The 25640-nt window shown below is 40.7% G+C and carries 25 protein-coding genes, 1 tRNA gene, 2 pseudogenes and 1 other annotated feature; of the genes and pseudogenes, 26 read left to right on the top strand and 2 right to left on the bottom strand.

The genetic code is table 11. The features are described 5' to 3' along the window. Positions 1-81: 81 nt before the first annotated feature. The 9 genes and pseudogenes from rph to NSQ11_RS12965 all read left to right on the top strand — a co-directional run. On the top strand, positions 82-810 hold the full coding sequence (gene rph, locus NSQ11_RS13005) for a ribonuclease PH (RefSeq protein ID WP_007501599.1): 729 nt from the start codon (positions 82-84) through the stop codon (positions 808-810). A gap of 10 nt (positions 811-820) precedes the next feature. After that, entirely contained in the window at positions 821-1423 is a 603-nt protein-coding gene (locus tag NSQ11_RS13000) for an XTP/dITP diphosphatase (RefSeq protein ID WP_164071256.1), read from the top strand. Positions 1424-1437: 14 nt separating this feature from the next. Next, positions 1438-1962 (top strand): metallophosphoesterase, encoded by a 525-nt coding sequence (locus tag NSQ11_RS12995; RefSeq protein WP_008345914.1) that lies wholly within the window; start codon positions 1438-1440, stop codon positions 1960-1962. Positions 1963-2082: 120 nt separating this feature from the next. Further along, positions 2083-2156, top strand: a tRNA-Arg gene (locus NSQ11_RS12990). A 182-nt stretch (positions 2157-2338) separates the two neighbouring features. After that, a pseudogene (locus NSQ11_RS12985) lies at positions 2339-2631 on the top strand (ArpU family phage packaging/lysis transcriptional regulator); the annotation flags it as partial. Then, positions 2628-3170, top strand: a complete 543-nt coding sequence (locus NSQ11_RS12980) for a site-specific integrase (RefSeq protein WP_335358047.1) — start codon at positions 2628-2630, stop codon at positions 3168-3170. The pseudogene NSQ11_RS12985 and the gene NSQ11_RS12980, both read left to right, overlap by 4 nt. Before the next feature lie 233 nt (positions 3171-3403). Next, complete coding sequence (locus NSQ11_RS12975; protein ID WP_123766599.1) at positions 3404-4159, top strand: hypothetical protein; 756 nt, start codon at positions 3404-3406, stop codon at positions 4157-4159. 160 nt (positions 4160-4319) lie between these two features. Continuing rightward, on the top strand, positions 4320-4916 hold the full coding sequence (locus NSQ11_RS12970) for a hypothetical protein (protein WP_046344156.1): 597 nt from the start codon (positions 4320-4322) through the stop codon (positions 4914-4916). 243 nt (positions 4917-5159) lie between these two features. Further along, positions 5160-5490: pseudogene (locus NSQ11_RS12965) on the top strand (hypothetical protein); the annotation flags it as partial. Positions 5491-5573: 83 nt separating this feature from the next. Here NSQ11_RS12965 and NSQ11_RS12960 read toward each other — a convergent pair. Further along, positions 5574-6080, bottom strand: coding sequence for a hypothetical protein (locus NSQ11_RS12960; RefSeq protein ID WP_342501122.1), 507 nt, complete (start codon positions 6078-6080; stop codon positions 5574-5576). Between the two features lie 117 nt (positions 6081-6197). Here NSQ11_RS12960 and NSQ11_RS12955 point away from each other — a divergent pair, with 117 nt between their 5' ends. The 8 genes from NSQ11_RS12955 (at position 6198) to NSQ11_RS12920 (ending at position 13451) form a co-directional block, all read left to right on the top strand. Continuing rightward, positions 6198-6377 carry a hypothetical protein gene (locus NSQ11_RS12955; RefSeq protein ID WP_017358156.1) on the top strand — a complete coding sequence of 60 codons (180 nt, stop codon included), beginning with the start codon at positions 6198-6200 and terminating at the stop codon, positions 6375-6377. 764 nt (positions 6378-7141) lie between these two features. After that, on the top strand, positions 7142-8407 hold the full coding sequence (locus NSQ11_RS12950) for a kelch repeat-containing protein (RefSeq protein WP_148780097.1): 1266 nt from the start codon (positions 7142-7144) through the stop codon (positions 8405-8407). Between the two features lie 254 nt (positions 8408-8661). Next, positions 8662-8811, top strand: a complete 150-nt coding sequence (locus NSQ11_RS12945) for a teichoic acid D-Ala incorporation-associated protein DltX (protein WP_024427820.1) — start codon at positions 8662-8664, stop codon at positions 8809-8811. A gap of 14 nt (positions 8812-8825) precedes the next feature. Continuing rightward, entirely contained in the window at positions 8826-10331 is a 1506-nt protein-coding gene (gene dltA / locus NSQ11_RS12940; RefSeq protein WP_342501121.1) for a D-alanine--poly(phosphoribitol) ligase subunit DltA, read from the top strand. Further along, positions 10328-11512, top strand: a complete 1185-nt coding sequence (gene dltB, locus NSQ11_RS12935; protein WP_041506773.1) for a D-alanyl-lipoteichoic acid biosynthesis protein DltB — start codon at positions 10328-10330, stop codon at positions 11510-11512. The genes dltA and dltB overlap by 4 nt, the downstream gene beginning before the upstream one ends. 21 nt (positions 11513-11533) lie before the next feature. Continuing rightward, positions 11534-11770 carry a D-alanine--poly(phosphoribitol) ligase subunit 2 gene (dltC, locus tag NSQ11_RS12930; RefSeq protein ID WP_003216498.1) on the top strand — a complete coding sequence of 79 codons (237 nt, stop codon included), beginning with the start codon at positions 11534-11536 and terminating at the stop codon, positions 11768-11770. Continuing rightward, a complete protein-coding gene (dltD, locus tag NSQ11_RS12925; RefSeq protein ID WP_046527219.1) occupies positions 11770-12936 on the top strand; it encodes a D-alanyl-lipoteichoic acid biosynthesis protein DltD in 1167 nt (388 codons plus the stop codon). The genes dltC and dltD overlap by 1 nt, the downstream gene beginning before the upstream one ends. Positions 12937-13031: 95 nt before the next feature. Continuing rightward, the gene (locus NSQ11_RS12920) at positions 13032-13451 is read left to right on the top strand and encodes a YkvA family protein (protein WP_008342863.1); all 420 of its coding nucleotides are present in this window, start codon (positions 13032-13034) and stop codon (positions 13449-13451) included. 187 nt (positions 13452-13638) lie between these two features. On the opposite strand, the gene NSQ11_RS12915 is transcribed toward NSQ11_RS12920, so the two are convergent. Beyond that, positions 13639-14682: a lactonase family protein gene (locus NSQ11_RS12915; RefSeq protein WP_008342861.1), complete on the bottom strand. Its 1044-nt coding sequence runs from the start codon at positions 14680-14682 to the stop codon at positions 13639-13641. 432 nt (positions 14683-15114) lie between these two features. On the opposite strand from NSQ11_RS12915, the gene ilvE reads away from it, so the two are divergent. The 9 genes from ilvE to ddcA all read left to right on the top strand — a co-directional run bounded on the left by ilvE (position 15115) and on the right by ddcA (position 25554). Then, positions 15115-16029 (top strand): branched-chain-amino-acid transaminase, encoded by a 915-nt coding sequence (ilvE, locus tag NSQ11_RS12910; protein ID WP_008342856.1) that lies wholly within the window; start codon positions 15115-15117, stop codon positions 16027-16029. An 8-nt stretch (positions 16030-16037) separates the two neighbouring features. Next, positions 16038-16285: a binding site (T-box leader), on the top strand. 122 nt (positions 16286-16407) lie between these two features. Further along, complete coding sequence (gene ilvB, locus NSQ11_RS12905; protein WP_342501120.1) at positions 16408-18132, top strand: acetolactate synthase large subunit; 1725 nt, start codon at positions 16408-16410, stop codon at positions 18130-18132. Then, entirely contained in the window at positions 18129-18647 is a 519-nt protein-coding gene (gene ilvN, locus NSQ11_RS12900) for an acetolactate synthase small subunit (RefSeq protein ID WP_007501584.1), read from the top strand. The genes ilvB and ilvN overlap by 4 nt, the downstream gene beginning before the upstream one ends. 18 nt (positions 18648-18665) lie before the next feature. Further along, the gene (gene ilvC, locus NSQ11_RS12895) at positions 18666-19694 is read left to right on the top strand and encodes a ketol-acid reductoisomerase (RefSeq protein WP_007501581.1); all 1029 of its coding nucleotides are present in this window, start codon (positions 18666-18668) and stop codon (positions 19692-19694) included. After that, a complete protein-coding gene (locus NSQ11_RS12890) occupies positions 19681-21234 on the top strand; it encodes a 2-isopropylmalate synthase (RefSeq protein ID WP_008342850.1) in 1554 nt (517 codons plus the stop codon). The genes ilvC and NSQ11_RS12890 overlap by 14 nt, the downstream gene beginning before the upstream one ends. A gap of 18 nt (positions 21235-21252) precedes the next feature. Next, positions 21253-22350, top strand: a complete 1098-nt coding sequence (leuB, locus tag NSQ11_RS12885) for a 3-isopropylmalate dehydrogenase (protein ID WP_039166990.1) — start codon at positions 21253-21255, stop codon at positions 22348-22350. Positions 22351-22392: 42 nt separating this feature from the next. Beyond that, entirely contained in the window at positions 22393-23808 is a 1416-nt protein-coding gene (leuC, locus tag NSQ11_RS12880; RefSeq protein WP_007501575.1) for a 3-isopropylmalate dehydratase large subunit, read from the top strand. 15 nt (positions 23809-23823) lie between these two features. After that, positions 23824-24423: a 3-isopropylmalate dehydratase small subunit gene (leuD, locus tag NSQ11_RS12875; RefSeq protein ID WP_008342843.1), complete on the top strand. Its 600-nt coding sequence runs from the start codon at positions 23824-23826 to the stop codon at positions 24421-24423. Between the two features lie 123 nt (positions 24424-24546). Beyond that, positions 24547-25554, top strand: coding sequence for a DNA damage checkpoint antagonist DdcA (ddcA, locus tag NSQ11_RS12870; protein ID WP_008342841.1), 1008 nt, complete (start codon positions 24547-24549; stop codon positions 25552-25554). Positions 25555-25640 lie beyond the last annotated feature (86 nt).

Raw genomic sequence — 25640 nt, 5'->3', positions numbered from 1 at the left:
AGAACGGATCGAGGTTGTCAAAGTTAATAGGAGAACCCCGCTGACACCCGCGCGGAATGTATATTGTAACGGAGGTAAAACATGAGATTAGATGAAAGACAATACGACGAATTAAGAAAAATTGAAATACAGGCAGGCTACATTACGCACCCAGAAGGCTCTGTCTTAATCTCAGCGGGAAATACGAAGGTGATTTGTAACGCATCTATCGAGGACCGCGTACCTCCTTTTTTAAGAGGAGAAGGAAAAGGCTGGATTACAGCAGAATATAGCATGCTTCCAAGAGCAACGGCTCAAAGAACGATAAGAGAATCATCTAAAGGAAAAGTCACAGGACGTACAATGGAGATCCAGCGTTTAATTGGACGAGCTCTGCGCGCAGTCGTTGACTTAGAAAAGCTTGGTGAACGCACCATTTGGATTGATTGTGATGTCATTCAAGCAGACGGCGGAACACGCACAGCATCTATTACAGGTGCATTTGTGGCCATGACACTAGCGATTCAAAAGCTTCAATCAGAAGGCGTTTTGAAAGAAAATCCGATCACTGATTATTTAGCCGCGATATCCGTCGGAATTGATTCTAAACAGGGACTTCTGTTAGATTTAAATTATGAAGAAGATTCTTCAGCTGAAGTGGATATGAATGTCATCATGACAGGCGCTGGACGCTTTGTTGAACTTCAAGGCACTGGCGAAGAAGCGACATTCTCAAGAGAACAACTAAACGGACTGCTTGATTTAGCCGAAAAAGGCATCAAAGAATTAATTGAAAAGCAAAAAGCAGTGACAGGAGAAGTTATCGAATAAAGAGAAGGGTTTGATCAGGATGAAAACTGCCATCATCGCAACGCACAATGTGGGCAAAGCGAAAGAATTCAAAGCCATTCTTGAGCCAAAAGGATTCACGGTCAAAACACTAGCGGACATCGGATTTACGGAAGAGATTGAAGAAACAGGACATACCTTTGAAGAAAATGCGATCATCAAAGCCGAGGCCATTCAAGCCAAAGCAGGTGAAATGGTGATTGCAGACGACTCGGGTCTGTCAATTGATTACCTTGGCGGAAAGCCTGGCGTCTATTCAGCGAGGTACGCGGGCGAGCATAAAGACGATGCCGAGAACGTGGAAAAGGTGCTGAATGAGCTGCAAGGCATTGAAAAAGAAGACCGCACTGCTAGATTCAGATGTGCCCTGGCTGTCAGTATACCGGGGAAAGAAACAAAAACGGTAGAAGGATCAGTAGAAGGCTTCATCGCAGAACAACCGATCGGCGAAAACGGCTTCGGATACGACCCGATTTTCATCGTCAAAGACAAAGACCAGACGATGGCCGAGTTATCACCAGAGGAGAAAAACAAGATCAGCCATCGAGCGGTCGCGCTTCAAAAGCTTTCATCACTGCTAGACGCAAATGAATAAGGGGGAATGAAGCCATGAAGATACTCATCATTAGTGACAGTCATGGACTCACAGACGAACTTCAAACCATTGCTAAACGGCATGCGGCTGAAGTGGACATGATGATTCACTGCGGAGATTCAGAACTCGAAACGAACCACCCAGCACTCGAAGGATACAAAGTCGTCAAAGGAAATTGTGACTTTATGGGCGATTTTGAAGAAGAGCTCCTGCTCCCACTCGACGGAGGCGGAAAACTATTTCTCACTCACGGACATCTGCATGGCATCAAACAATCCTTGCTCCAAGTCTACTACCGTGCAGAAGAGCTAGGCGCAGACATTATCTGCTTTGGCCACTCGCACATCCCAGGCAGTGAGCTGCTAAGAGGAAAACTGCTCATTAACCCAGGCAGTGTGCACCTGCCAAGAGTGCGCAAAGAGCGCAGCTATGCTATACTGACACTAGATGGAAGCGAAGCAAACGTACAGTTTTTCACGGACGAAGGTCACGTCATACAAGACCTCGAAAACACTGTCACATTGGAAGGTATTTCATAAGGGTGCAGCATTTGCCCCTTATGAAAAAACTTTCGAAAAACCGTTGACTTTAAAGAACAATAGTAATATAATAAATCTTGTCGCTGAGGTAATACACCAAAGCACACTACATAACAACATGTCCCAGTAGCTCAGCAGGATAGAGCAACGGCCTTCTAAGCCGTCGGTCGGGAGTTCGAATCTCTCCTGGGACGTATAATGATTTAAAACTGTTAAAAGCCAGAAACATTGATTCATCAATGTTTCTGGCTTTTTTATTTTTTCTTATTGTTTAAGAAAGAAGGCCTTACCTATTTTAGCGATCTTTTATGACTCTAGTAACTGATGACGTCGGTACTCTCAGGTTTATTGCCTTTTGATCCGCTATTACATCACGAGTTTTTTGAATCAATTCCATACATCCACCGAAGAAGCAGCTCTTAGTAAGATGGATTGAGAAATTGAGCGTAATCAATTGAACGGATTCAGCGTGCAATCAATCGTCTTACGCAAAAAGAGCGCCGCATTTTAGTTATACTCTATATGCAGGATGAAGAAATGTATGATTACGAGATTTACGCAGATATGAGCCCCAACCAGCGGAATTACTATCGTGTTAAAAACAAAGCATACTATCGACTGGCCTTTGCACTTAGAGAAGAAGTGTATAAGCAGGGGGATAAATCATGAATTTTGTTCAGCCAATAAGGGACCTTGATCAGATCCATTATATAAAGAAATATCTTGGAGAGCGAAACAAAAGGAACTTGTTGCTTTTTGTGGCCGGAATCAATCTAGGTTTGCGTATATCCGATCTGCTAGAATTGAGAGTGAAGGATGTAAGGAAGCAATATGTATCTCTAAGAGAACAAAAAACAGGTAAAGAAAAAAGAATCAAAATAAACAAAACGCTTCGAAAAGCGATAGATCAATATATCAAGGACAAAGATGATCAAGAATACCTTTTTAAAAGCAGAGAAGGACTTAACAAATCAATCAGCCGCAGCAGTGCATATAACATTATGAGAGAGGCAGCGGACTATGTCGAGCTTGATAGCATAGGTACTCATACGCTCAGAAAAACATTTGGCTACTGGAATTATAAAAAACATAAAGACGTTGCCTTATTACAAGAAATATTTAACCATTCTAGTCCTGACATTACATTGAGATACATTGGAATTACACAAGACGCTATGGACAAAGCAATGGACGATTTCGGCTTATAAGACTCATCTGTTCAAATGGCAGGTGGGTCTTTTTTTGCGTTCTTTTTCGTCAATTAACCATAATGAGAAAATGTCCAACTCATTTTAAGGTAATAGCTGAAAAGCAAGAGGGGCATAGGATACAGCGATTTATCCAGTTGGACAGACTAATAGATATGGTGAATTGGTGGATTGTGTGGATAAATAACTTTACTAGATATATAATGTTCTTAAAAGCGGATTGGGGATTTATGGTGAAATATAAACAAATAGGTGTTGTACATTTAGTATATGGCTGTATTATTGCACTCTTAATCATTACGTTTACATTGGCAATAGCATTTGGTGGGAATAAAGATGCTGGGAACCAGATGAATGTTATGGCTACTGGTATTTCCGTTGTTCTGGCTGTAATTGCAATATTAATGACTCTAGTAGATGTTGCTGGTCAAAGACAGTCAATTGTTGATATCAAAGAAACTGCTGAGAAGTTAACAAAAACTCAAGAAGCATCGCAAGACGCATTGAGACTAACGCTTGAAACTATTGGAAATTTGAATGAATTTAGAGAAGAATTGCTATCCACGGTTGCAACATATAGGAGTGGAACTGAGGATTTAATAAAAAGTCTTTCTAAGAAACTTTCAGAAAAAGAAACAGTAACCAAACAAGACATAGAAGAAGTTATGCGACACTTGGATAAAAATGCATCTGCCCTAGATTCTAAAGTGAGACGATTGGATAATGATGGTATTAAGAAAAAAGTAAATACAGAAAATGATTTCTACGAGGATTTAAAAAAGTTTATAAAAGAAAAGTATATGAATCGTACAATGATTCCACTCGACGATTTGAAATATGACTTGCTGTATCTTTCGCCATTACAACTTAATCGTTTTGAGATGGAATTGATTATCGAACAATTATCAAACGAAGGTTGTGTACGATATGATAACGAAGTGCATCAGACAATATTTTATCCAGATATTTATCTTGAAAATAAAAAATGAAATTTTTGGCACACTTTCGGCATGATCTTGGCAAAGCGTTTTGTGTGAGAGCGGTTAAGATGGTATTAGGTGATAAATTGAGAGCGGCTTCCATTGCGGAGGTCGCTTTTTTAGCAGATAAACTAATTTTCTTGCCGATATAAACTGTAGGAGGGAAGAGATGAAACTAAATTCTAAAGATACGATACTAATATTCATCATTTTATCTATATTCATCGCAGATGTACTTATCTACTGCGGAATTTTAAATTTATTTTTTAAAGATAAAGAGACTATTTGGGCTGGATTAATTGCTTTATTAGGAGCGATCATAGGTGGGGGAATTACATATTTAGGTGTTAGACGCCAAATTCAGCAACGAGAAAAAGAAATTTTTATGGGCACTGTGACAGAAACCTTGGTCAAAATAAATCAATTAATAAATCAATTAAAACCTATTGAATTTACATTGTATTATTTAATAAATCCTCAAACTACTGAAGCTGATAAGGAGAAGGTTATTAAAAGCTATATTTTTGGATTTATAAAAGTTCTTAAGGAACAAGAAGAAATAGTCTACAAATATCTAGATTACGATTTAGTATTATTAATTAGAAATTTCCAGAGAGGATTTCCTGACCCACAACTACTTGAAGGATATAACATTGAAATGGATATATACAAAGAGGTGAAAGAGTGCACATACATATTTAACAAGTTGATTGAAGAAGAGAAAAGAATTGAACAACGCTATAAAGAGTACAAAAATACACCATAGCATCCTTCGGGGTGCTTTTTACTTTGGGGAGGGATACAACGTGGACAACTCACTCAGGGAACTAATCATCAACACAGCAATTGGACACGCAATAAGGACAGACCAATTATATAACGGACTTAAAGCCCTTAATAAAAGGGGATGCATATGGGCAGATGGGGAGATCGTCAGGGGCTAGGCATGCTCGGTTCTTACGGTGTGAGGGACAGGTAAGCTATAGACAGCCTCCTGCATATCAGCCAGATTCTACCCTATGAAGCAGCACGATCCTATCTAGCATCATATCAAAGGAAGTGCAGGGAGTTAACAAGGGATGGTTATTGTCCTGCTCATGCTGATGGTAAGCAGCAGGAAGCGAAGTATTACAACAAACATGTTCGAGATAAACAATCAACAAGTTTTTATAAATCAAGAGAATGGAAACAGACAAGACAACTTGTTCTAATGCGAGACAATTACCTTTGTCAAAGCTATTTAAAATAAGATCGTGTAAGTACCTACTGACATGATTCATCACGTAGTGGAACTAGAAATAAACAAACGCCTAGACTTAAACAACCTTGAAAGCATGTGTATATCACGTCTGCCTCTGAATATCACGATGGGTAACAATAGTAAACTGAAAAGCCCTTCCATAATAATGAAGGGACTTTTTTGTTATTTAACACGATCGATGTTAGTATCTACTTCCGAGATCCATTTTTTTGTTGTGGTTGTTTTGTATTTGCCGTTAACATATATTTTTGTGGTTGCTTGGTATTCAGCTTTAGTATACTTTTTAATCCATCTATACTTTTGTACTGCTTTTAATTTTATTTCACCTTTTGCCGAGACATAACCAGATACCATCCCAGCAAACGCAGCAGCTGCAGCAGGTCCAAGCTGTAAAGTTGCAGTTAAGTATCTTGTAATATGAAACATCCCATAGGTGGCAGCTGATGCAACTACATAAGAAGGTATAGTGTAATTAGATGAGAATTGTCCGTCCCATTTTGCTTGAGCTTCCAATTCATTGTTTAATAAGTTCTCATTAGTAACATATAGGGAAGGTTCATAGTTTATTTGATTTTTAGAAATTACTTCATTCTGCTGCGCCAATAAAGGAGTGCTGCTGACAGAAAGCATTAACACCAAAGACAAACTAACAAGAAACAAAGATCTCAAGATTTTCACCAACCTTCTTTCTGTAAGAAAATGTAATATAATTTATTATAAGCAAAAAGGTGTTTTAATTCCAATTTTTATGTAATAAAATGTATATGATTTAAACAAAGGGGTGAGATGGCGGTGAAGCATTTTTTAACGGCAATCGTAGTAGCTATCATTGTGGGGATCATTGTTTATGTTGCAGATAATCGTTTAGGTATGTTTCCGTTGATGCTAATTTTAGCGGTTGCGATCTATATCGTAAGCAGGATTAGTGAATCATTGATAAAAAAATACTCCAAAGAAAATAGTTAATAACATAGCCCCTCCCACTGGAAGGGCGTTTTTTAATGAACCTTCATTTTTTCTTCTCTTTATCTCATCCTAATACACCATTAATTAAGACAAGCTTCTTAACAGCCTTACGAATCTCCTGCTCAGTCATCGCAGAGATTAATGTTAAATAGAAAGAACATTCTTTCTCTAACTTAAAAAATTAAGGTGTATAGTAGAAGGAGAATATGAAATGAGTAAGGAGGAATTCTGGGGTGTACAAAATCAAATCAGTGATTGACAAGGGGAGCAGTTCTTTGGCTATAGAGTTGATACTGGAAAAGGGTATTTTATAGAAGAGCATGCTTTGAGATTTATACTTTCCGAACATGATTACATATATGATGCACTTGAAGAGAAATTTGAGAAATGTTATGAGGATACAAGAAGCTAGTTAGTTACGCGCTTTCAGGAGAAACCTGATTTAGAGATCTTTTCTATTGGTTTTGGGGACAGTGTGTATCCAAGCTTTTGAGGGCTGGATGAAAACGTGGAACTTGTTTGCCTTGTGACGGATTTTTTAATAACGGACTGAGAAGAAACCCATGAATCATGGGTTTTTTTGATGGAGGAATACAAAAATATGAATTGATTCTAATGAGGAAGTCTGGTTTTGGAAATTTATAGGAGTATTGGGGAAACAGTAAGTAAATAAGTAATAAATATATATAAGCAACAAAAACATGAAAAAAATAAATAACTATCCGATATTTGTTGTGTAAACAAATTGAAGGAGTGTGGTTATCTTGAAAAAATGGTTTTTTATTTTCATTTTATTATTTTCTGCATTAAGTTATCCATTACAATCAATAAAAGCAGAAACGCTTGAATGGGAAAAACGAGAAGAGCTACCAGATGCAAGAGTAGGAGCTGTAAGTGAAGTATATGATGGGAAAATCTATGTAATAGGTGGAACGGGTCCAAGTAAGGCATATTCTAATACTACTTATGTATATGATCCGAAGTTAGATAAATGGTCAGAAAAAGCTGGTATGAAGACAGGCCGCATGGGTGCTGCTAGTGTAATTGTTGATGATCGTATATATGTAATGGGGGGGAGAACAGAACAAGGATTAACAAATAGCGTAGAAGTTTATAATATCAAAATGGATACTTGGGAAGATTCAGTAGAGCTCCCGTTTGAAAGAAAGGTATCTGCTTACAATTTATATGCAGGTGCCATTGATGGGAAGATCTATGTAGTTGGATACGATAGTGCATTAAAGGCAGATAGGTACAACAATACCTTTAGTTATGATTTGAAAACAAAAGAATGGACCAAAAAGAAAAAATTTAATTTTGAAGCTACTTCGGGAAATGCAGTGGTTGTGAAGAATAAGCTTTACATTTTATCTGGATCAGAGGTCTTAGTAAAAGGAATTTATGAATATGATCCTATAGTAGATCAATGGAGGGGAGTTAGTAGTGGTGGAGCTATCGCACCCTATTATTCTGCAGTCATGTATGAAAATTATATTATAAGAACGGGTGGAGTTTCTAGAGTTACACTCTATGATTTAGAAACTAAGACATCAAAAACTATACCTAACACTTCTGCACCTTATCGAATGGGACATGTATCCGCACTTGTTAATGATACGCTCTATGTAATTGGAGGAGTTGAACAAAGTTCAAGTGCCCCAACTAACGCTAGAGCAAATTTCAAATCTAATTTATCTATCTCATTAAAGAGTCTTAAAAACACTGAAACTGAACCACCTGGCGACAAAGACCCAGAACCAACCACACCACCAAAAGACGATACAACAGATGAAGACGGCGATGCTCTCCTCATCATCACAATGGTCAATGGTTTGCAAAAAGAGTATGACCTTTCAATGAAAGAAGTCAATGCCTTCCTATCCTGGTACAAAAAACGTGATGCCGGCGAAGGTCCAGGGTTTTATGAAATTGACGAGCATGACAACAACAAAGGTCCTTTTGAAAGTAAAAAGGACTATGTGGTATTCAACAACATTCTCATGTTCGAAGTGAATAAATATAAAAAGTAAATAACATCAAAGCCATCTAGTCTAACTAGGTGGCTTTTGCGTTTGTTCGACAGCTTTCACCAATTTTAAGGCAAATTTAAGCTTCCATTTCATTTCAATTATATTAAATCTTTGTTACAATAAGACAGCTTTGCCCGAAGACACGTTCATACTTTGGACATCTTTTTTTCATCAATTCTTAAAAATTTTATGTTTTGATATGAAACTCTTTTGATGATCCATGCGTCTTTATAAGTGTCAAAAGAAAAGAGGTTATCAATATGCTATTCAAAAAGCTATCAGAAAATAAGTCTGTAAAATGGATAGGATATACAAGCTTTTACTTACTTATTTTGCTATTATTGTTCTTTATTTACGGATTCCATACAGCAAATACGGGATCATTCATTTACAACGATTTTTAATTGGAGATTAAACTATGAAACTATTACACACGATTCATGAATACCAACAAACGAAACCGACACAGCCAGCATTTGTTTCTCAACATGCTTCGATCACATATGATGAGCTTTGGCATCTATCAGACCAAATGGCTGGTGCGATTGATACAGTCGCAACTGACAGTGCACCTGTCATTGTATACGGTCATATGGAGCCAGAGATGCTGATTTCTTTTTTAGGCAGTGTGAAATCAGGCAGACCCTATATTCCGGTCGATATCTCCATACCTGTCGAGCGCATCGTCTCAATCATTGAAAGCTCAAAAGCCAGTCTATTGATATGTGCAAATGAGCAGAATGTATTAGATGTAGAAGAACACATTGAAGTGAAAAGTGCGGCATCGCTTTTAGCTCTTGAAAAAGAAGCACCGCCATCATCGCAGTGGGTTCAACAGGATGATGTGTTTTACATCATTTATACGTCTGGCAGTACCGGAAAACCGAAAGGCGTTCAGGTAACAGCCAGCAATTTAGAAAGCTTTACAGGATGGATGTGCAGCGACTTCCCAATCGGCGAGGGGCGCACGTTCTTAAATCAAGCACCGTTTTCTTTTGACTTATCAGTGATGGATCTCTATCCAGCGCTTCAATCAGGCGGCACGCTTTACTGTTTAGTGAAAGATCTTGTGAATAAGCCGAAGGATATGTTTGCAGCACTTGGTCAATCTGACGTTGAAGTGTGGACATCAACACCTTCCTTTGTGCAAATGTGCTTAATGGACCCATCCTTTACAGGGGAGCTTTTACCAAAGCTAAACGTTTTCCTTTTCTGCGGTGAGGCACTTCCTGTCTCTGTAGCAAGCGCGCTTCTTGAGCGTTTTCCTAAGGCGCAGGTCTTTAATACGTATGGTCCAACTGAAGCAACTGTTGCGATTACATCGATTGAAGTCACGCAGGAGATTCTTGATCAGCACGATTCTTTACCAGTGGGTTATGCCAAACCGGATACAGATATCGTCATTTTAGATGAAGAAGGCAAGACACTCCCTGATGGGGAAAAAGGGGAAATTGTCATCGTGGGGCCAAGCGTCACAAAAGGCTATTTAGGTGAACAAGCCTTAACGGATAAAGTGTTTTTTGAACATGAAGGACGTCCTGCTTACCGCACAGGTGACGCAGGTGTGGCGCAGGATGGTTTGATTACGTGCCACGGTCGTCTGGACTATCAAATTAAGCTACATGGATACCGGATGGAGCTTGAAGAAATTGAATATCATGTGAGCGAGACAACGTATGTCAATGCTTCTGTGATTGTGCCGTTTCAGCCAAACGGGCATGTGGAGTACTTAATTGCAGCCATTGTCCCAACTGAGCACTCCTTTGAAAAAGAATATCAGCTGACAAGTGCAATTAAGAAAGAAATGGCGGATTCACTGCCTGCGTACATGATTCCAAGAAAGTTTGTCTATCTTGAGCAGCTGTACATGACGCCAAACGGGAAGGTTGACCGTAAAAGAATCGCGAAAGAGGTTCTTCTATGATTCCGTTTAGTTCATTCTTTTTCTTCATTCTAATTGGTATTCTTCTTTTGCCGACGATGATTCTTGGTCTTCGCGGCAAAAGAATGCAGGGCTACAACATGTTTGCAACGGTTGTGGCACTCGCGCTTATTTTCTCAAAGGATGCACATGGCGCTTTGCTGCTGTTCCTGTTTACAGTGTGGCAAGTCTTGATTATCCGCCTATACCTTGCGTACCGGCTGAAGGCGAACCGTGCGTCTGTCTTCTATATGGCAGTGGTGGCATCGATTTTGCCGCTTGTGCTATCAAAGATTTTACCGTTCTTTTTAACTCATCATCCGCATCAACCGCCGCCAATGAACTGGCTGAGCTTTTTGGGGATCTCGTACTTAACATTTAAAGGTGTTCAGTTAATTATCGAGACAAGAGACGGCTTGATTAAAAAGAAAATCCCGATTCACCGTTTGGTCTATTTCATCGTCTTTTTCCCGACGATTTCATCAGGTCCAATCGATCGTTATCGCCGGTTTGAAAAGGATATGGATACACCGCCTGAAAAAGAAGCGTACAGTGACCTTCTATATGCAGGGATTCATAAAATTTTTATTGGGTTCTTATATAAGTTCATTATTGGTTATCTCATTCACACGTATATTCTCATGAATATTCATCACATTAGCAGCAGTCACTTTGTTCAACAGTTAACGTATATGTATGCGTACAGCATGTATTTGTTCTTTGACTTTGCTGGATATACAGCATTTGCTGTAGGTGTGAGTTATATCATGGGCATTAAATCACCAGAAAACTTTAATAAACCGTTTATCAGCCGTAATATTAAAGACTTCTGGAATCGCTGGCACATGTCGCTGTCCTTTTGGTTCAGAGATTATGTGTTTATGAGATTTGTGTTCTTTATGACAAAGAAGAAGTGGATCAAGAACCGGATGGCTGTATCAAATATTGGGTACTTTGTCCTCTTTCTATTGATGGGTGCTTGGCATGGTCTAGCCCTTCAATATATTATTTACGGACTATACCATGCAGTTGTGATGTCCGGTTACAATTTATTTGAGAAGTGGAATAAAAAGCACAAGTGGTGGCCGGATAATAAGGTCACAATGGTTGTGTCGATCATTATTACATTCCATGTGATTTGTTTCGGATTTTATATTTTTTCAGGAAAACCATTTCATCATTAATGATTAAGGGAGTAGAAAATTATGGAATTTAAAAATCAAGTATACGGTATTATTGCAGAGGTTTGTCAGGACGACGTTGTGAAAGAAAATCCAGAGATTGCAATTTTTGACGAAGGTCTTCTAGATTCATTTGGTACAGTAGAACTACTTATGGCAATTGAAAGTCAACTTGGAATTACTGTTCCGATTACAGAGTTTGATCGTGATGTGTGGGATACACCGAATCACATTGCTGAGCAGCTGGCAGAGATGAAGTAATGAAAAAGCGTTTTTTTGGGCCGCTTATTTTAGCGGCTGTTCTATTCATTGGTGTTCTTCTTGTACCAAATGCATGGCTCTCACATCTGATCCCAAAAGACAAATTACAAAAGTCAGCCACAGAATTAGATCCAGGGATGTTCCAAGGGCTTTATTTACAAGATGAAATGCTAAAAGATCCAACTTATTTGCCGATCTATGGATCTTCTGAACTATCACGTTTTGATCCATATCACCCTTCGAATTTCTTTCATGAAAATCCTCAAGGGTTTACACCTTATCTTGTTGGAAAAGGTGGATCGCAATCATTAATTCATGCCATGAACTTTGCAGCGCATATGGATGAATTAAAAGGGAAAAAGCTTGTGTTTATCGTGTCCCCGCAGTGGTTTGTCAAAGGGGGATCAGACGAGAATCACTTTGCTCCTAACTATTCAGCGCTTCAGGCGCTTGATCTCGCTTATAATAAAGAAATTGATCCAGCTGTGAAAAAAGAGCTTATCAAAAGAATCATGAAGTTTAAGGCAGTAAAGAACGACATGGTCATCACAGAGCTTTTTAAAGCAGAGCTTTCTGGGAACAAATTCGCTTATGGCGCGATTTCTCCTATTGCAAAAATGTATTATGGCATGCTTCAAAAGAAAGACATGTATTATACGATCGGGTCTGGGCATGAGCGCAAGCTTCGTCCGTCTCCTTCAGTGAAAGGGAAAACATGGACTGAGCTTGAAAAAGAAGCGAGCGTCTTAGGATCTGAAAAAGCAGGGGACAACCCGTTTTATATTGATCAGAGACTGTTTGACCGCAAGCTGAAGCCGATCATGAAAAAGATGAAGGATTCTCGTCGCGACAATTCTTATGCAGAATCACCTGAATATAAAGATTTCCAGATCATGCTGGATATTTTAAAACAGGCAGGGGCGAAGCCTTTATTCGTGACGATTCCCGTCAACGGAAAATGGTATGATTACACTGGTTTTCCGAAAGAGGGACGTACAGATTATTATCAAAAAATCAATCGTCAAATTCGAGATAATGGGTATGAAGTCGCAGATTTGACTTCGCATGAGTATGACCCATATTTCTTTAAGGATACGATTCATGTGTCGTATAAAGGATGGGTATACATCGATAAGGCGATCGAAAAGTTTTACAAAGAGCAGTAGATTGCAGCAGCTTTCTGCTGCTTTTTGTTTGTCGAATGAGTGGATTTCTTGTATAAATAGGGTGGAAGGGCTATGCTGAATATGGAGGCGATACGATGAATCGTTCTGAGAAAAAAGAACTATTAAAGCGTTCAAAGAAGCATTTTAATGATCATGCCTTTTGGGAAAAGTTAAAAAAGACGGCACAAAAAGCTGGAGTTTCTCTTGTCTATGCTGTGCTATTACTTTATTATACATTGCAAAAACCCGAAGTACCGGTTAAAGCGAAGACCCTCATCATTGGGGCGCTAGGGTACTTTATCCTTCCGATTGACCTGATCCCTGATACATTGGTGGGGATCGGCTACACAGATGATCTAGGCGCCATCACATTTGCTCTGCTTCAAGTCGCAATGTACATTGATGACGATGTCAAAGGAAAAGCAAAAGACAGGCTGGGAAAATGGTTCGGTGAAAAAAGCGATACGTCTTTCATTGATCAAAAGCTTGAAGATGGCGGTATGCCTTCTGCTTAAAGAAAAGCCTCTTAAACGGAGGCTTCAGCGTATTGACAAACCCTCGCATTCTTTGTCAGTCCGGTGCTCGTTCTTCCTAGACTTCAAGGATTTTCAACTACGCTGAAAAAAAGACAAAGGGCTAAAATAAAGTTCATTTTAGCCCTTTGTCAACAATCTAATGCCTCCTAACCGGAGGCTTTTTTCATTATCCTAAAAATTTCACGCAAACCGGATGCGGAACGGTGATGTCTGATTGTAAGACAGTGAGTCGTCCCGTTTCTTTGTCACGTTTGTATAACACAAGGTTGCTAGATTCTTGGTTTGAGCCGACGAGAAATTCTTCTGTTGGATCAAGGACAAAGTCTCTAGGCCAATTTCCTTCAGATGAAGCAATTTCAACGAGGCTTAGTTTGCCGTCATGATCTGCTTTGAAAATGGCAATGCTGTCATGTCCACGATTTCCTGCATACACAAATTGACCGTCAGAAGACACATGAATGGCGCTGCCTTGATTATTCTCTGTGAAGTCATTAGGAATGGTTGCGATCGTTTGGATCTCTTCGAAATGACCATCTTCAAAGTAACGAAGTACAATGACCTCTGAGCTGAGCTCTGTCATGACATAGGCCACAGGTTTCGTTGGGTGGAATGTGATATGACGAGGGCCGCTGCCTGGTTTTGTTTCAAATGTATGGGCAAGCTCAAGTTTGCCGTTTTCTTTCTTATACGTATAAATACCGTCTGTGCCAAGGTCAACAGCCACTGCAAATTGTTCATCAGGTGTCAAACCCATAAAGTGAGTGTGCGGTTTTTCTTGACGGTCTTCGTTTGGTCCAGTGCCTTCATGCTGCGCCTGTGACAGCGTGCGGATCACTGAGCCGTTTTCAGCATCAATTTCGTACATCTCTGCTGTTCCTTTATGATAGTTTGCTGTAAACGCCGTTTTCGTTTGGCTGTCCACGCTGACGTGACAAGGAGAAGCCCCATCGGCAAGCTCTTGGTTGATGAAACGAAGTGCGCCGGTGTCGGCATCAATTTGATACGCAGCAAGACCGCCCTGTGCTCCTTCTTTCACAACAGCATACACAAACTTTTGAGAATCTGAGACAGTTAAATATGTAGGATTTTCAAGTTCTGCAGCCACTTCTACTTGTTCAATCTGCTGCTTGTCCGTATTTAAAGTAAAAGAATAGATTCCTTTGCTGTCTCCTTTTGTATACGTTCCGATATAACCTCTGATGTTAGCCATGTATTGCCCTCCTTCTATTAGATGCTCTCATTCTATCACAAATTCATAGGAAAACGCTTTAGAAAGGCATGCTGAAGGAAAAAACAAACGAAATAAAATCTCACAATACTCTTCAAAAACCGTGTGAAAAAATATTACAAAAGCTTGTTCAAAAGAAAACCGTTCATGTAGAGTAAATAAATTGAAGAAAAAATACAAAAAATTTTAAGTTTTTTCATTCCTTGTCTAGCAAAGGTGTAAGCGTATACATTTTATTTTGATTAGTCTAAATTGTCTAATAATTTTAAAAATGCTGTTGACACTGTATGGAAAGCGGCGTAAGATGGGTTCAACAAAAGCAAACAGTCACGCAGAGTAAGCGTGAGACACTTCAATATAAAGTGTCTGAAAATTCAACTACTTTTTGTTTGAAAGAGAGGGTGCTCACTGAAGATGGAAGACCAAAAGGAACAGTGGATCTTTTTAAACGATGAACTCGTGAAAAAAGAGGATGCGAAAATTTCAGTTTATGATCATGGCTTCTTATATGGTGACGGTGTGTTCGAAGGAATACGTGTATATAACGGAAATATCTTTCGAATGAAAGAACATTTAGACCGCCTGTATGATTCCGCTAGATCCATTATGCTGAACATTCCATATTCACTTGAAGAGCTCACTGAAAAAATGATTCATACAGTTGAAAGGAACGGCCTAAAAGATGCCTATATCCGCCTTGTTGTCTCAAGAGGAGCCGGTGATCTTGGCTTAGATCCAAACAACTGCGGGAGAGCCAACACAGTGATCATTGTAGAGCCGCTGGCCATCTTTCCAAAGCACCTATATGAAACAGGTATTGATATTGTGACAGTACCGACAAGGCGAAATCGTCCTGACGTACTAAGTCCAAAAGTGAAATCATTAAACTATTTGAATAACATTCTTGTCCGAATTGAAGCCCATATGGCCGGTGTCAGTGAAGCTCTCATGCTGAACGATCAAGGGTATGTGGCTGAAGGTTCAGCGGACAACGTGTTTATTTATAAAAAAGGCAAGCTATATACACCGCCAGGTTATATCGGCGCACTTGAAGGCATCACAAGAAATGCCATCATGGAAATCGCAGAAGACTTAGGCTACGAAGTGAAAGAAGAACCTTTCACAAGGCATGATGTGTATACAGCTGAAGAAGTCTTCCTGACAGGAACCGCTGCCGAAGTCATCGCTGTTGTAAAAGTTGACGGCCGTATCATTGGCGAAGGAAAACCAGGGTTCCACACAAACAAACTTCTTGAACAATTCCGCAAGCGAGTCGTTGAAGAAGGAGAAAAAGTAGTCTTTACCGATGAAAACATTCACGCAAGCTAAATAGATATCGATAAACGTTGAAGAGGACTAGTAGCTTTAGAGTCAGTATCTACAGAGAGCCGGTGCTAGCTGGAAACCGGTGTTACTTTCTAAAGTGAACTCACCTCTGAGTGTCTGCTTGAAATGATAGTAGGGCAGACCGAGTGACATTGCATCACTCGTTACCAAAATGGATGAAAGATGTCCATGAGACGGCAGCATGATTTGCCGTGAACAAGGGTGGTACCGCGAAAAACAAAGCTTTTTCGCCCCTTTGACCTAGTGAAAAGTAGTGTCATTGTGGGGTGAGAAGGCTTTTTTATATGGTCTCATATCTCTATCTTGAATGGAAAAGGGTGAAAGAACTTGACTGAAGCAAGACAAAGAGGAGGAAATCAAATGGGGACAAATGTACAAATGGAGACGGAAAAATCAAATGCACCACAAACGATGAACGGTGCACTCATGTTAATTGAAGCACTCAAAAGAGAAAAAGTAGAAGTCATTTTTGGTTATCCTGGCGGAGCCGTTTTACCGATCTACGATAAAATTTACGATTCTGGTTTATTTCATGTCCTGCCAAGACATGAGCAAGGAGCGATTCACGCAGCGGAGGGATACGCCAGAGTATCTGGTAAACCAGGCGTTGTCATTGCCACATCAGGACCGGGGGCAACAAATCTAGTCACAGGAATTGCAGATGCGATGATTGATTCACTACCTATGGTTATCTTTACTGGACAGGTGGCAACCTCAGTCATTGGATCAGATGCTTTCCAAGAAGCAGATGTACTTGGTATCACAATGCCAATCACAAAACACAGCTATCAAGTGAGACGTCCAGAAGAGTTACCGGGTGTCATTAAAGAGGCATTTCACATCGCAACAACCGGCAGACCTGGTCCAGTCTTGATTGATATTCCAAAAGATGTCGTTGGCATCGAAGGGACATTTGAATACGATCAGCCAATCGATTTGCCTGGTTATCAGCCGAAAATTGAGCCGAATTATTTGCAAATTCGCAAGTTAGTAGAAGCTGTAAGCAGAGCAAAGAAACCAGTTATTCTAGCAGGAGCTGGCGTTCTTCATGGCAAAGCGTCGGAAGAATTAAGGCAATATGTAGAGCAGCAGCAAATCCCTGTCGCTCATACATTGCTTGGACTTGGCGGATTCCCGGCAAAGCATCCTCTTTTCCTAGGAATGGCGGGTATGCACGGCACATATGCAGCGAACATGGCACTTCATCAATGTGACTTACTCATTTCAATCGGCGCTAGATTTGATGACAGGGTAACCGGCAACCTCAATCATTTTGCAAAGCATGCGAAGGTGGCTCATATTGACATCGACCCAGCGGAAATTGGTAAAAACATTCACACTCATATCCCGGTTGTTGGTGATAGTAAGCTAGTGCTTCAAGAACTGATCAAGCAGGACGGGAAACAAGGTGAATCAGACGAGTGGAAGAGCCAGCTAAATCAGTGGAAGGAAGAATATCCACTCTGGTATGTCGAAAACGAAGCTGAAGGCTTTAAGCCTCAAAAGCTGATCGAATACATTCATCAATTTACAAAAGGTGAAGCCATTGTGGCAACCGATGTTGGGCAGCATCAAATGTGGGCTGCACAGTTCTATCCATTTGAAAATGCCGATAAATGGGTGACATCTGGTGGGCTTGGCACAATGGGATTTGGTTTACCGGCAGCGATTGGCGCGCAGCTAGCTGATCAAGAGGCAACGGTTGTGGCGATTTTAGGAGACGGAGGTTTCCAAATGACCCTGCAAGAACTTGCCGTTATCCGTGAGCTGAACCTTCCGGTGAAAGTGATTGTTCTCAATAATCACAGTCTTGGAATGGTAAGACAATGGCAAGAAATTTTTTACGAAGAACGCTACTCACATTCTAAATTTTCAGAGCAGCCAGACTTCGTGAAATTATCTGAAGCTTATGGCATTAAAGGGATCAGAATCTCATCAGACGAAGAGGCGCAAGAAAAACTCGAAGAAGCCTTAACCTCTAGAGAGCCTGTTTTCATCGATGTCAATGTAGCGAGAGATGAAAAAGTATTCCCGATGGTAGCACCGGGGAAAGGACTTCATGAGATGGTGGGGGTGAAACCTTGAAAAGAATTATTGTGTTGACTGTATTAAATCGATCAGGCGTACTGAACAGAATCACAGGCCTCTTTACCAAAAGACACTACAACATTGAAAGCATTACGGTCGGCCATTCTGAGATTCAAGATGTATCACGCATCACGTTCGTCGTCCATGTAGACCAGGAGAAAGACATCGAACAGCTGACAAAACAGCTGAACAAACAAATCGATGTTCTGAAAGTAACAGACATTACAAACCAATCAATCGTTCAGCGAGAGCTGGCTTTGATAAAAGTCGTATCTGCACCAGCATCTAGAATGGAGATCACGGGGGTCATTGAGCCTTTTAGAGCTTCTATTGTAGATGTGAGCAGAGAGAGTGTCGTCATTCAGGTGACAGGTGAGTCTTCAAAAATTGAAGCACTCATTGAATTACTTAAGCCATACGGCATTAAAGAAGTCGCCAGAACTGGAACCACGGCCTTTGCGAGAGATAATCAGCAAAAGCCGCAAACAAATAAAACAATTTCAATTGTCTAAACAAAAGGAGAGAGTCAAATGGTAAAAGTATATTATAACGGTGATATTCAAGAAAACGTATTAAATGGTCAAAAGGTAGCTATCATTGGTTACGGATCACAAGGTCATGCACATGCATTGAACTTAAAAGAGAGCGGCGTAGATGTGATTGTCGGTGTGAGAAAAGGCGGATCTTATACAAAAGCACAAGAAGACGGCCATCAAGTATTCACAGTAAAAGAAGCAGCAGCACAAGCAGATGTCGTCATGGTATTACTTCCAGATGAGCAGCAAAAGAAAGTATATGATGAAGAAATCAAAGATCAATTAGAAGCAGGTAATTCACTTGTATTCGCACACGGATTCAACGTTCACTTCCATCAAATTGTTCCTCCAAGTGACGTAGATGTGTATCTTGTGGCTCCAAAAGGTCCAGGACATCTTGTCAGAAGAACATATGAGCAAGGCGCTGGTGTACCTGCACTATTTGCTATCTACCAAGATGTATCAGGTCAAGCGAAAGACAAAGCACTTGCTTATGCAAAAGCGATTGGCGGAGCAAGAGCGGGCGTTCTTGAAACAACATTTAAAGAAGAGACGGAAACGGATCTATTCGGTGAGCAGGCAGTTCTTTGTGGAGGTCTTACTTCATTAGTTAAAGCAGGTTTTGAAACATTAACAGAAGCTGGTTATCAGCCAGAGCTTGCATACTTCGAGTGTCTGCATGAACTGAAATTGATCGTTGACCTTATGTATGAAGAAGGATTAGAAGGTATGAGATATTCAATCTCTGATACAGCGCAGTGGGGTGACTTCGTATCAGGACCACGCGTTGTGGATGCAAAAGTAAAAGAATCAATGAAAGCAGTCTTGACTGACATCCAAAACGGAACATTCGCGAAAGAATGGATTGTTGAAAACCAAGTGAATCGTCCACGTTTCAATGCGATCAATGCAAATGAAAATGAGCACCAAATTGAAATCGTCGGAAGAAAGCTTCGTGAAATGATGCCTTTCGTTAAACAAGGAAAGAAAAAGGAAGCGGTGAGCGTCGGTGCGAAAAATTAATTTTTTTGACACAACACTTCGAGATGGAGAGCAATCACCAGGAGTGAACTTAAATGCACAAGAAAAGCTAATCATTGCTAAGCAGCTTGAGCGCCTTGGGGTTAATATTATTGAAGCGGGTTTTCCCGCTTCATCCCGAGGGGATTTCTTAGGCGTACAAGAAATTGCAAGAACGATTAAGAACTGTTCAGTTGCAGGACTTGCTCGATGTGTGAAAGGTGACATTGATGCTGCATGGGACGCATTAAAAGATGGAGCTCAACCAAGAATACACGTCTTTATTGCGACTTCTGACATTCACCTCAAGCATAAACTAAAGAAAACACGTGAAGAAGTGGTTGAACAAGCTGTTTCAATGGTGAAATACGCGAAAGAGCGCTTCCCAGTTGTTCAGTGGTCAGCAGAAGATGCATGCCGGACAGATCTTTCTTTCCTAGCAGAAATTGTAGAAAAAGTGATCGACGCAGGCGCAAGTGTCATTAACTTGCCTGACACTGTTGGATACCTAGCACCAAAAGAGTACGGAAATATCTTTAAATATATGAAGGAACACGTTCCAAATATCGATCAAGTCATCTTGTCAGCACACTGTCATGATGATTTAGGAATGGCTGTAGCGAACTCACTTGCTGCCATTGAAAACGGAGCAGATCAAATTGAAACAGCTGTCAACGGTATTGGAGAGCGCGCAGGAAATGCTGCTTTAGAAGAAATTGCAGTTGCCCTTCATATTCGCAAAGACTTTTACCAAGTCGAATCAACCATTCAGTTGAATGAAATTAAGCGCACAAGTGATGTAGTGAGCAAATACTCAGGTATGATTGTACCGCGTAATAAAGCAGTCGTTGGAAACAATGCATTTGCCCATGAATCAGGTATTCACCAAGATGGATTCCTCAAAGAAAAAACAACCTATGAAATTATCTCTCCAGAGCTTGTAGGCGTCACAACAGATGTGCTTGTCCTTGGTAAACACTCCGGAAGACACGCGTTTAAAGACCGCTTAAAAACACTCGGCTTTAAATTGACTGAAGAAGAAATCAATAAGTTCTTCGAAACTTTTAAGAACTTAACAGAGAAGAAGAAAGAAATCACAGATGATGATTTGATCTCTATTATATTAGAAGAAAAAGTAGCAGACCGTAAAATTGGCTATGAATTTGAAAGTCTTCAAGTTCATTATGGGACAGAGCAAATGCCGACAGCAACAGTCTCTCTTAAAAATCAAGAAACGCAGGAAGTCATTCAAGAAGCAGCTACAGGTGCAGGCAGTGTAGAAGCTGTGTACAACACGCTTGAGCGCTGTATGGAGGAAAGAATTCATTTGCTAGACTATCGTATTCAATCAAATGGAAAAGGCAGAGACGCACTAGCGGAAGTATATGTCACTGTTTCAATAGAAGGAAAAGAAACAGCAGGACGCGGTGTAGCGCAAGATGTGCTGGAAGCATCGGCTAAAGCTTACGTCAATGCAGTGAATAGACATTTAATCTTTAAATCAAACCTAATAGAAATTGAGAAACATCACGCCATCTCATAAGAAAGGAGGAAGGGACTCATGAAAAAGAAAATTGCACTTTTGCCCGGCGATGGAATCGGACCGGAAGTCGTCACATCAGCCGTCGCTGTCCTGAAAGAGACAGCGGCTCAATTTCAACACGAATTTGAATTCGAAACAGCTCTCATTGGCGGTATAGCGATAGATGAAAAAAACAATCCGCTCCCTAAAGAAACAGTAGAAGTGTGCAAAAGCGCAGATGCGATTTTATTAGGAGCCGTTGGCGGACCAAAGTGGGATCAAAACCCGCCAGAACTTCGCCCAGAAAAAGGCTTGCTCTCCATTCGCAAGCAGCTGGACTTATTTGCGAACATCCGCCCTGTCAAAGTATTTGATAGCTTGAGTGAGGCTTCACCGTTAAAACAAGATCACATTAGCGGAGTAGATTTCGTCATCGTTCGTGAATTAACTGGAGGTCTCTACTTTGGCGAACCAAGTGAGCGCTACACGGATGATGAAGGAAAAGAAGCTGCGGTTGATACACTTCTTTATACAAAGGAAGAGATTGTTCGTGTATTAAAAGAAGCATTCGACATGGCGTTAACGAGACGGAAAAAAGTAACGTCTGTGGATAAAGCAAATGTTCTCGCTTCGAGTAAACTATGGCGGGATGCGGTAGAAGAAGTTGCATCCCAATATCCAGATGTTGCATATGAGCACATGCTCGTCGATAATGCCGCGATGCAGCTGATTTATAAGCCCGCTCAATTTGATGTCATCGTGACAGAGAATATGTTTGGTGACATTTTAAGTGACGAAGCATCTATGATTACTGGCTCACTCGGCATGCTGCCATCTGCTAGTTTATCAAGCACCGGCCTTCATTTATATGAGCCGATTCATGGTTCAGCACCCGATATTGCGGGGCAAAATGTCGCAAACCCTCTGGCTACTATATTGTCAGCAGCCAGCTTGCTTAGAACATCCTTTGCTTTAGAAGAAGAAGCGGCTGCAATTGAAGCAGCTGTGGAAGCCGTTCTTGCCTCTGGCAAACGTACAAAGGACCTAGCATCAAAAGAGGGAACGTATGAAACAACTGATGATATCACGAAAGCCGTTGTAGATGCACTCAAACAACGTACGAAAACAATTGTATAAATAGAAATCTTGTTGAATTAGGTAGAGGGAGGAAAAAGGGTTATGCCTCGAACAATCATCGAAAAAATATGGGATCAGCATGTTGTCAAAAATGGCGAGGGAAAACCAGACCTTTTATATATTGATCTGCACTTGGTGCATGAGGTGACGTCACCTCAAGCATTTGAAGGATTAAGACAAAAAGGGCGCAAGGTGCGAAGACCACAAAACACATTTGCGACGATGGATCACAACATTCCGACTGTGAATCGATTTGTGATCAAAGATGAGATTGCGAAGAAGCAAGTCAGTGCTCTAGAGCGCAACTGTGCTGAATTCGGGGTCCGTCTAGCTGACCTTCACAGTGTAGACCAAGGAATCGTTCATGTCGTTGGACCAGAGCTTGGTTTAACACTTCCGGGGAAAACAATCGTGTGTGGAGATAGTCATACATCTACTCATGGCGCATTTGGTGCACTTGCCTTTGGGATTGGCACAAGTGAGGTTGAGCATGTACTTTCCACACAAACACTTTGGCAGCAGCGTCCGAAGACACTAGAAATTAGAGTAGACGGAACGCTTCAAAAAGGGGTAACAGCCAAAGATGTCATTTTGGCAGTCATTGGCGCACACGGCGTGAAGTTCGGTTCAGGTTATGTCATTGAATACACTGGGGAAGTATTCAGAAACATGTCAATGGATGAGCGGATGACCGTTTGTAATATGTCAATTGAAGCAGGCGCAAGAGCAGGATTGATCGCACCTGATGAAGTGACCTTTGAATATTGCCGCGGACGCAAATACGCACCGCAGGGTGAAGATTTTGAAGCAGCGATCAAAGAATGGAAAGAACTAAGAACAGATCCGGGTGCGACCTATGATAAAACCATTGTTTTAGATGGAAATCATATTTCACCAATGGTCACGTGGGGAATTAACCCAGGAATGGTGCTCCCTGTGGATGCAGCAATTCCAGGACCTGAAGATTTTGCACAAGAAGATGATCAAAAAGAAGCAAAGCGTGCTTATGAATACATGGGGGTTCACCCGCATCAGCGTATTGAAGATATTACGATTGAGCATGTGTTTATTGGCTCATGTACGAACTCAAGAATGACTGATTTACGCCAAGCCGCTTCTATGATCGAAGGCCAAAAAGTAGCCGATCATGTCAGAGCGATTGTGGTTCCTGGCTCACAAAGTGTCAAACTGCAAGCAGAAGAAGAAGGTCTTCATGAAATTTTCCTAGAAGCAGGATTTGAATGGAGAGAATCTGGCTGTAGTATGTGCCTCAGCATGAATAACGATGTGGTGCCAGAAGGTGAACGTTGTGCATCTACATCAAACCGTAACTTTGAGGGACGTCAAGGGAAGGGTGCAAGAACGCATCTAGTCAGCCCGGCAATGGCTGCAATGGCTGCCATACATGGCCGATTTGTCGATGTCAGGAAGTTTAATCAAGAGAAAACAGTCGTGTAAGGAGTTGTGTCATAGATGGAGCCTTTAGTCACTCATAAAGGAAAAGCCGCTGTGCTTAACCGTATAAATGTAGATACAGATCAAATCATTCCGAAACAGTTTTTGAAAAGAATCGAACGAACAGGATATGGCCGATTTGCCTTCTTCGACTGGCGATATTTAGCAGATGGCAGTCCGAATCCAGATTTTGAACTCAATCAGCCGATTTATGAAGGAGCCTCTATTTTGATCGCAGGCGAAAACTTTGGCTGCGGATCATCAAGGGAACATGCGCCTTGGGCACTTGATGATTATGGTTTCAAAATTGTCATTGCCCCATCTTTCGCCGATATTTTTCATCAAAACTGTTTTAAAAACGGGATGCTTCCGATCCGCCTTGATTATGATGTGTGGAAAACGTTTGCTGCATCATATGAAAACAAAGGATATGAGATGACAGTTGATCTGGAAAAACAACAGATTCAAGACCATGAAGGGAATGTTACTCCTTTCGATGTAGATCCACACTGGAGAGAAATGCTCCTGAATGGCTATGATGAGATTTCATTAACATTGTTACTAGAAGATGAGATTCAAGCATTTGAAGAGAAACGTAGCAGCTGGCTGCGTGCATAAACAACGAGAAGCCGTCCCCGTGGTGTGACGGCTTCTTTTTTGCATGAAAACCTCTCGTTACTTGTGTTTACTAACCTTCGTTGGTAAACTGATAAAAAATATGCGCCCGAAAGGAACGTAAGCATGAAACATGACAAGAAGAAAGATAATGTCATTTTGTTTCCTGGTCTGAAAGAAAGACTGATTGAAAAAGGAATGGCAGCATTAAAAGATAAACAGTATCAAGAGGCGCTTCACTTATTTTCAGAAGCGAAATCGTATGATGACGATGAAGAATCCGATATTCATCTCGGTATGGCGATTTGTTTTCTAGAGCTTGGTGAGCTGCAGGATGCAAAGCGAGTATGTGAAAAGATGCTACATGAAGGATATGGACACTATTTCACTGTGCTTCAAGTATATATGACCATCTTAATTCAGCTGAAAGAGTACGAGGAAGTCAAACAAACAATTGAGGCTGTCCTTGAAGAAAATCACCTTCCAGCAGAAAGCGCGGAGCATTTTTATAAACTGCTTGAATTTAGCAGAAAGATGATTGAATCACCAGAAGAGATTTTAGACGAAGACGAGGAAGGCAGCGGAGAAATCAATATAGATGAAATGCTCGAGCGGCCAGAAGAGCAGGTGCAGTTCATCCATTCGCTGAAAGACCGAAACATCACGCCGCATATGGGTCTATTAAATACGATCCTACAAAAGCCTGATGGAAACCCTTTGGTCAAATCATTGATCCTGCAACTTCTGTCAGATCATGATGTGGCAAAGCCGGTTCATGTGACGAAGTTCGGTGATTCTTTAACGCTTGTTCCTTCTGAGGCTGTCAAGCCAGAGCAAATGCCACTGCTTCAGCAAGTCCTTCGAAAGCTCGATGACACACTCGGCAATGAGAACCCAACCCTTTACCAAGGAGTTGAAGAGTTATGGCGCCGGCACTTATTTGTGCTATATCCATTTCTTCCTAAATATACGGATCCGAATCTTTGGGCTGCGGCACTTCATAAAGTCGGCTATGAAATGCATGGGATCGAGATTGATCTCGAAGAATTGCATTTATTGTATGATTTTAACGAACGAGAGCTGAGAGAAGCTTGTACAATGCTGAAAGATATTGAAGAAATTTCTTATTTGTAATTTGTCGATTTAGTTGAAAGACGGACTTGTTATGTTATAATATAATGGTTGTATTTGTGCATATATCGTGCGGTTGTAAGATTCCA

The sequence above is a fragment of the Bacillus sp. FSL W7-1582 genome, assembly GCF_038593325.1.
Taxonomy (GTDB): Bacteria; Bacillota; Bacilli; order Bacillales; family Bacillaceae; genus Bacillus; species Bacillus altitudinis.
This window is presented reverse-complemented; position numbering and strand designations above follow the sequence as displayed.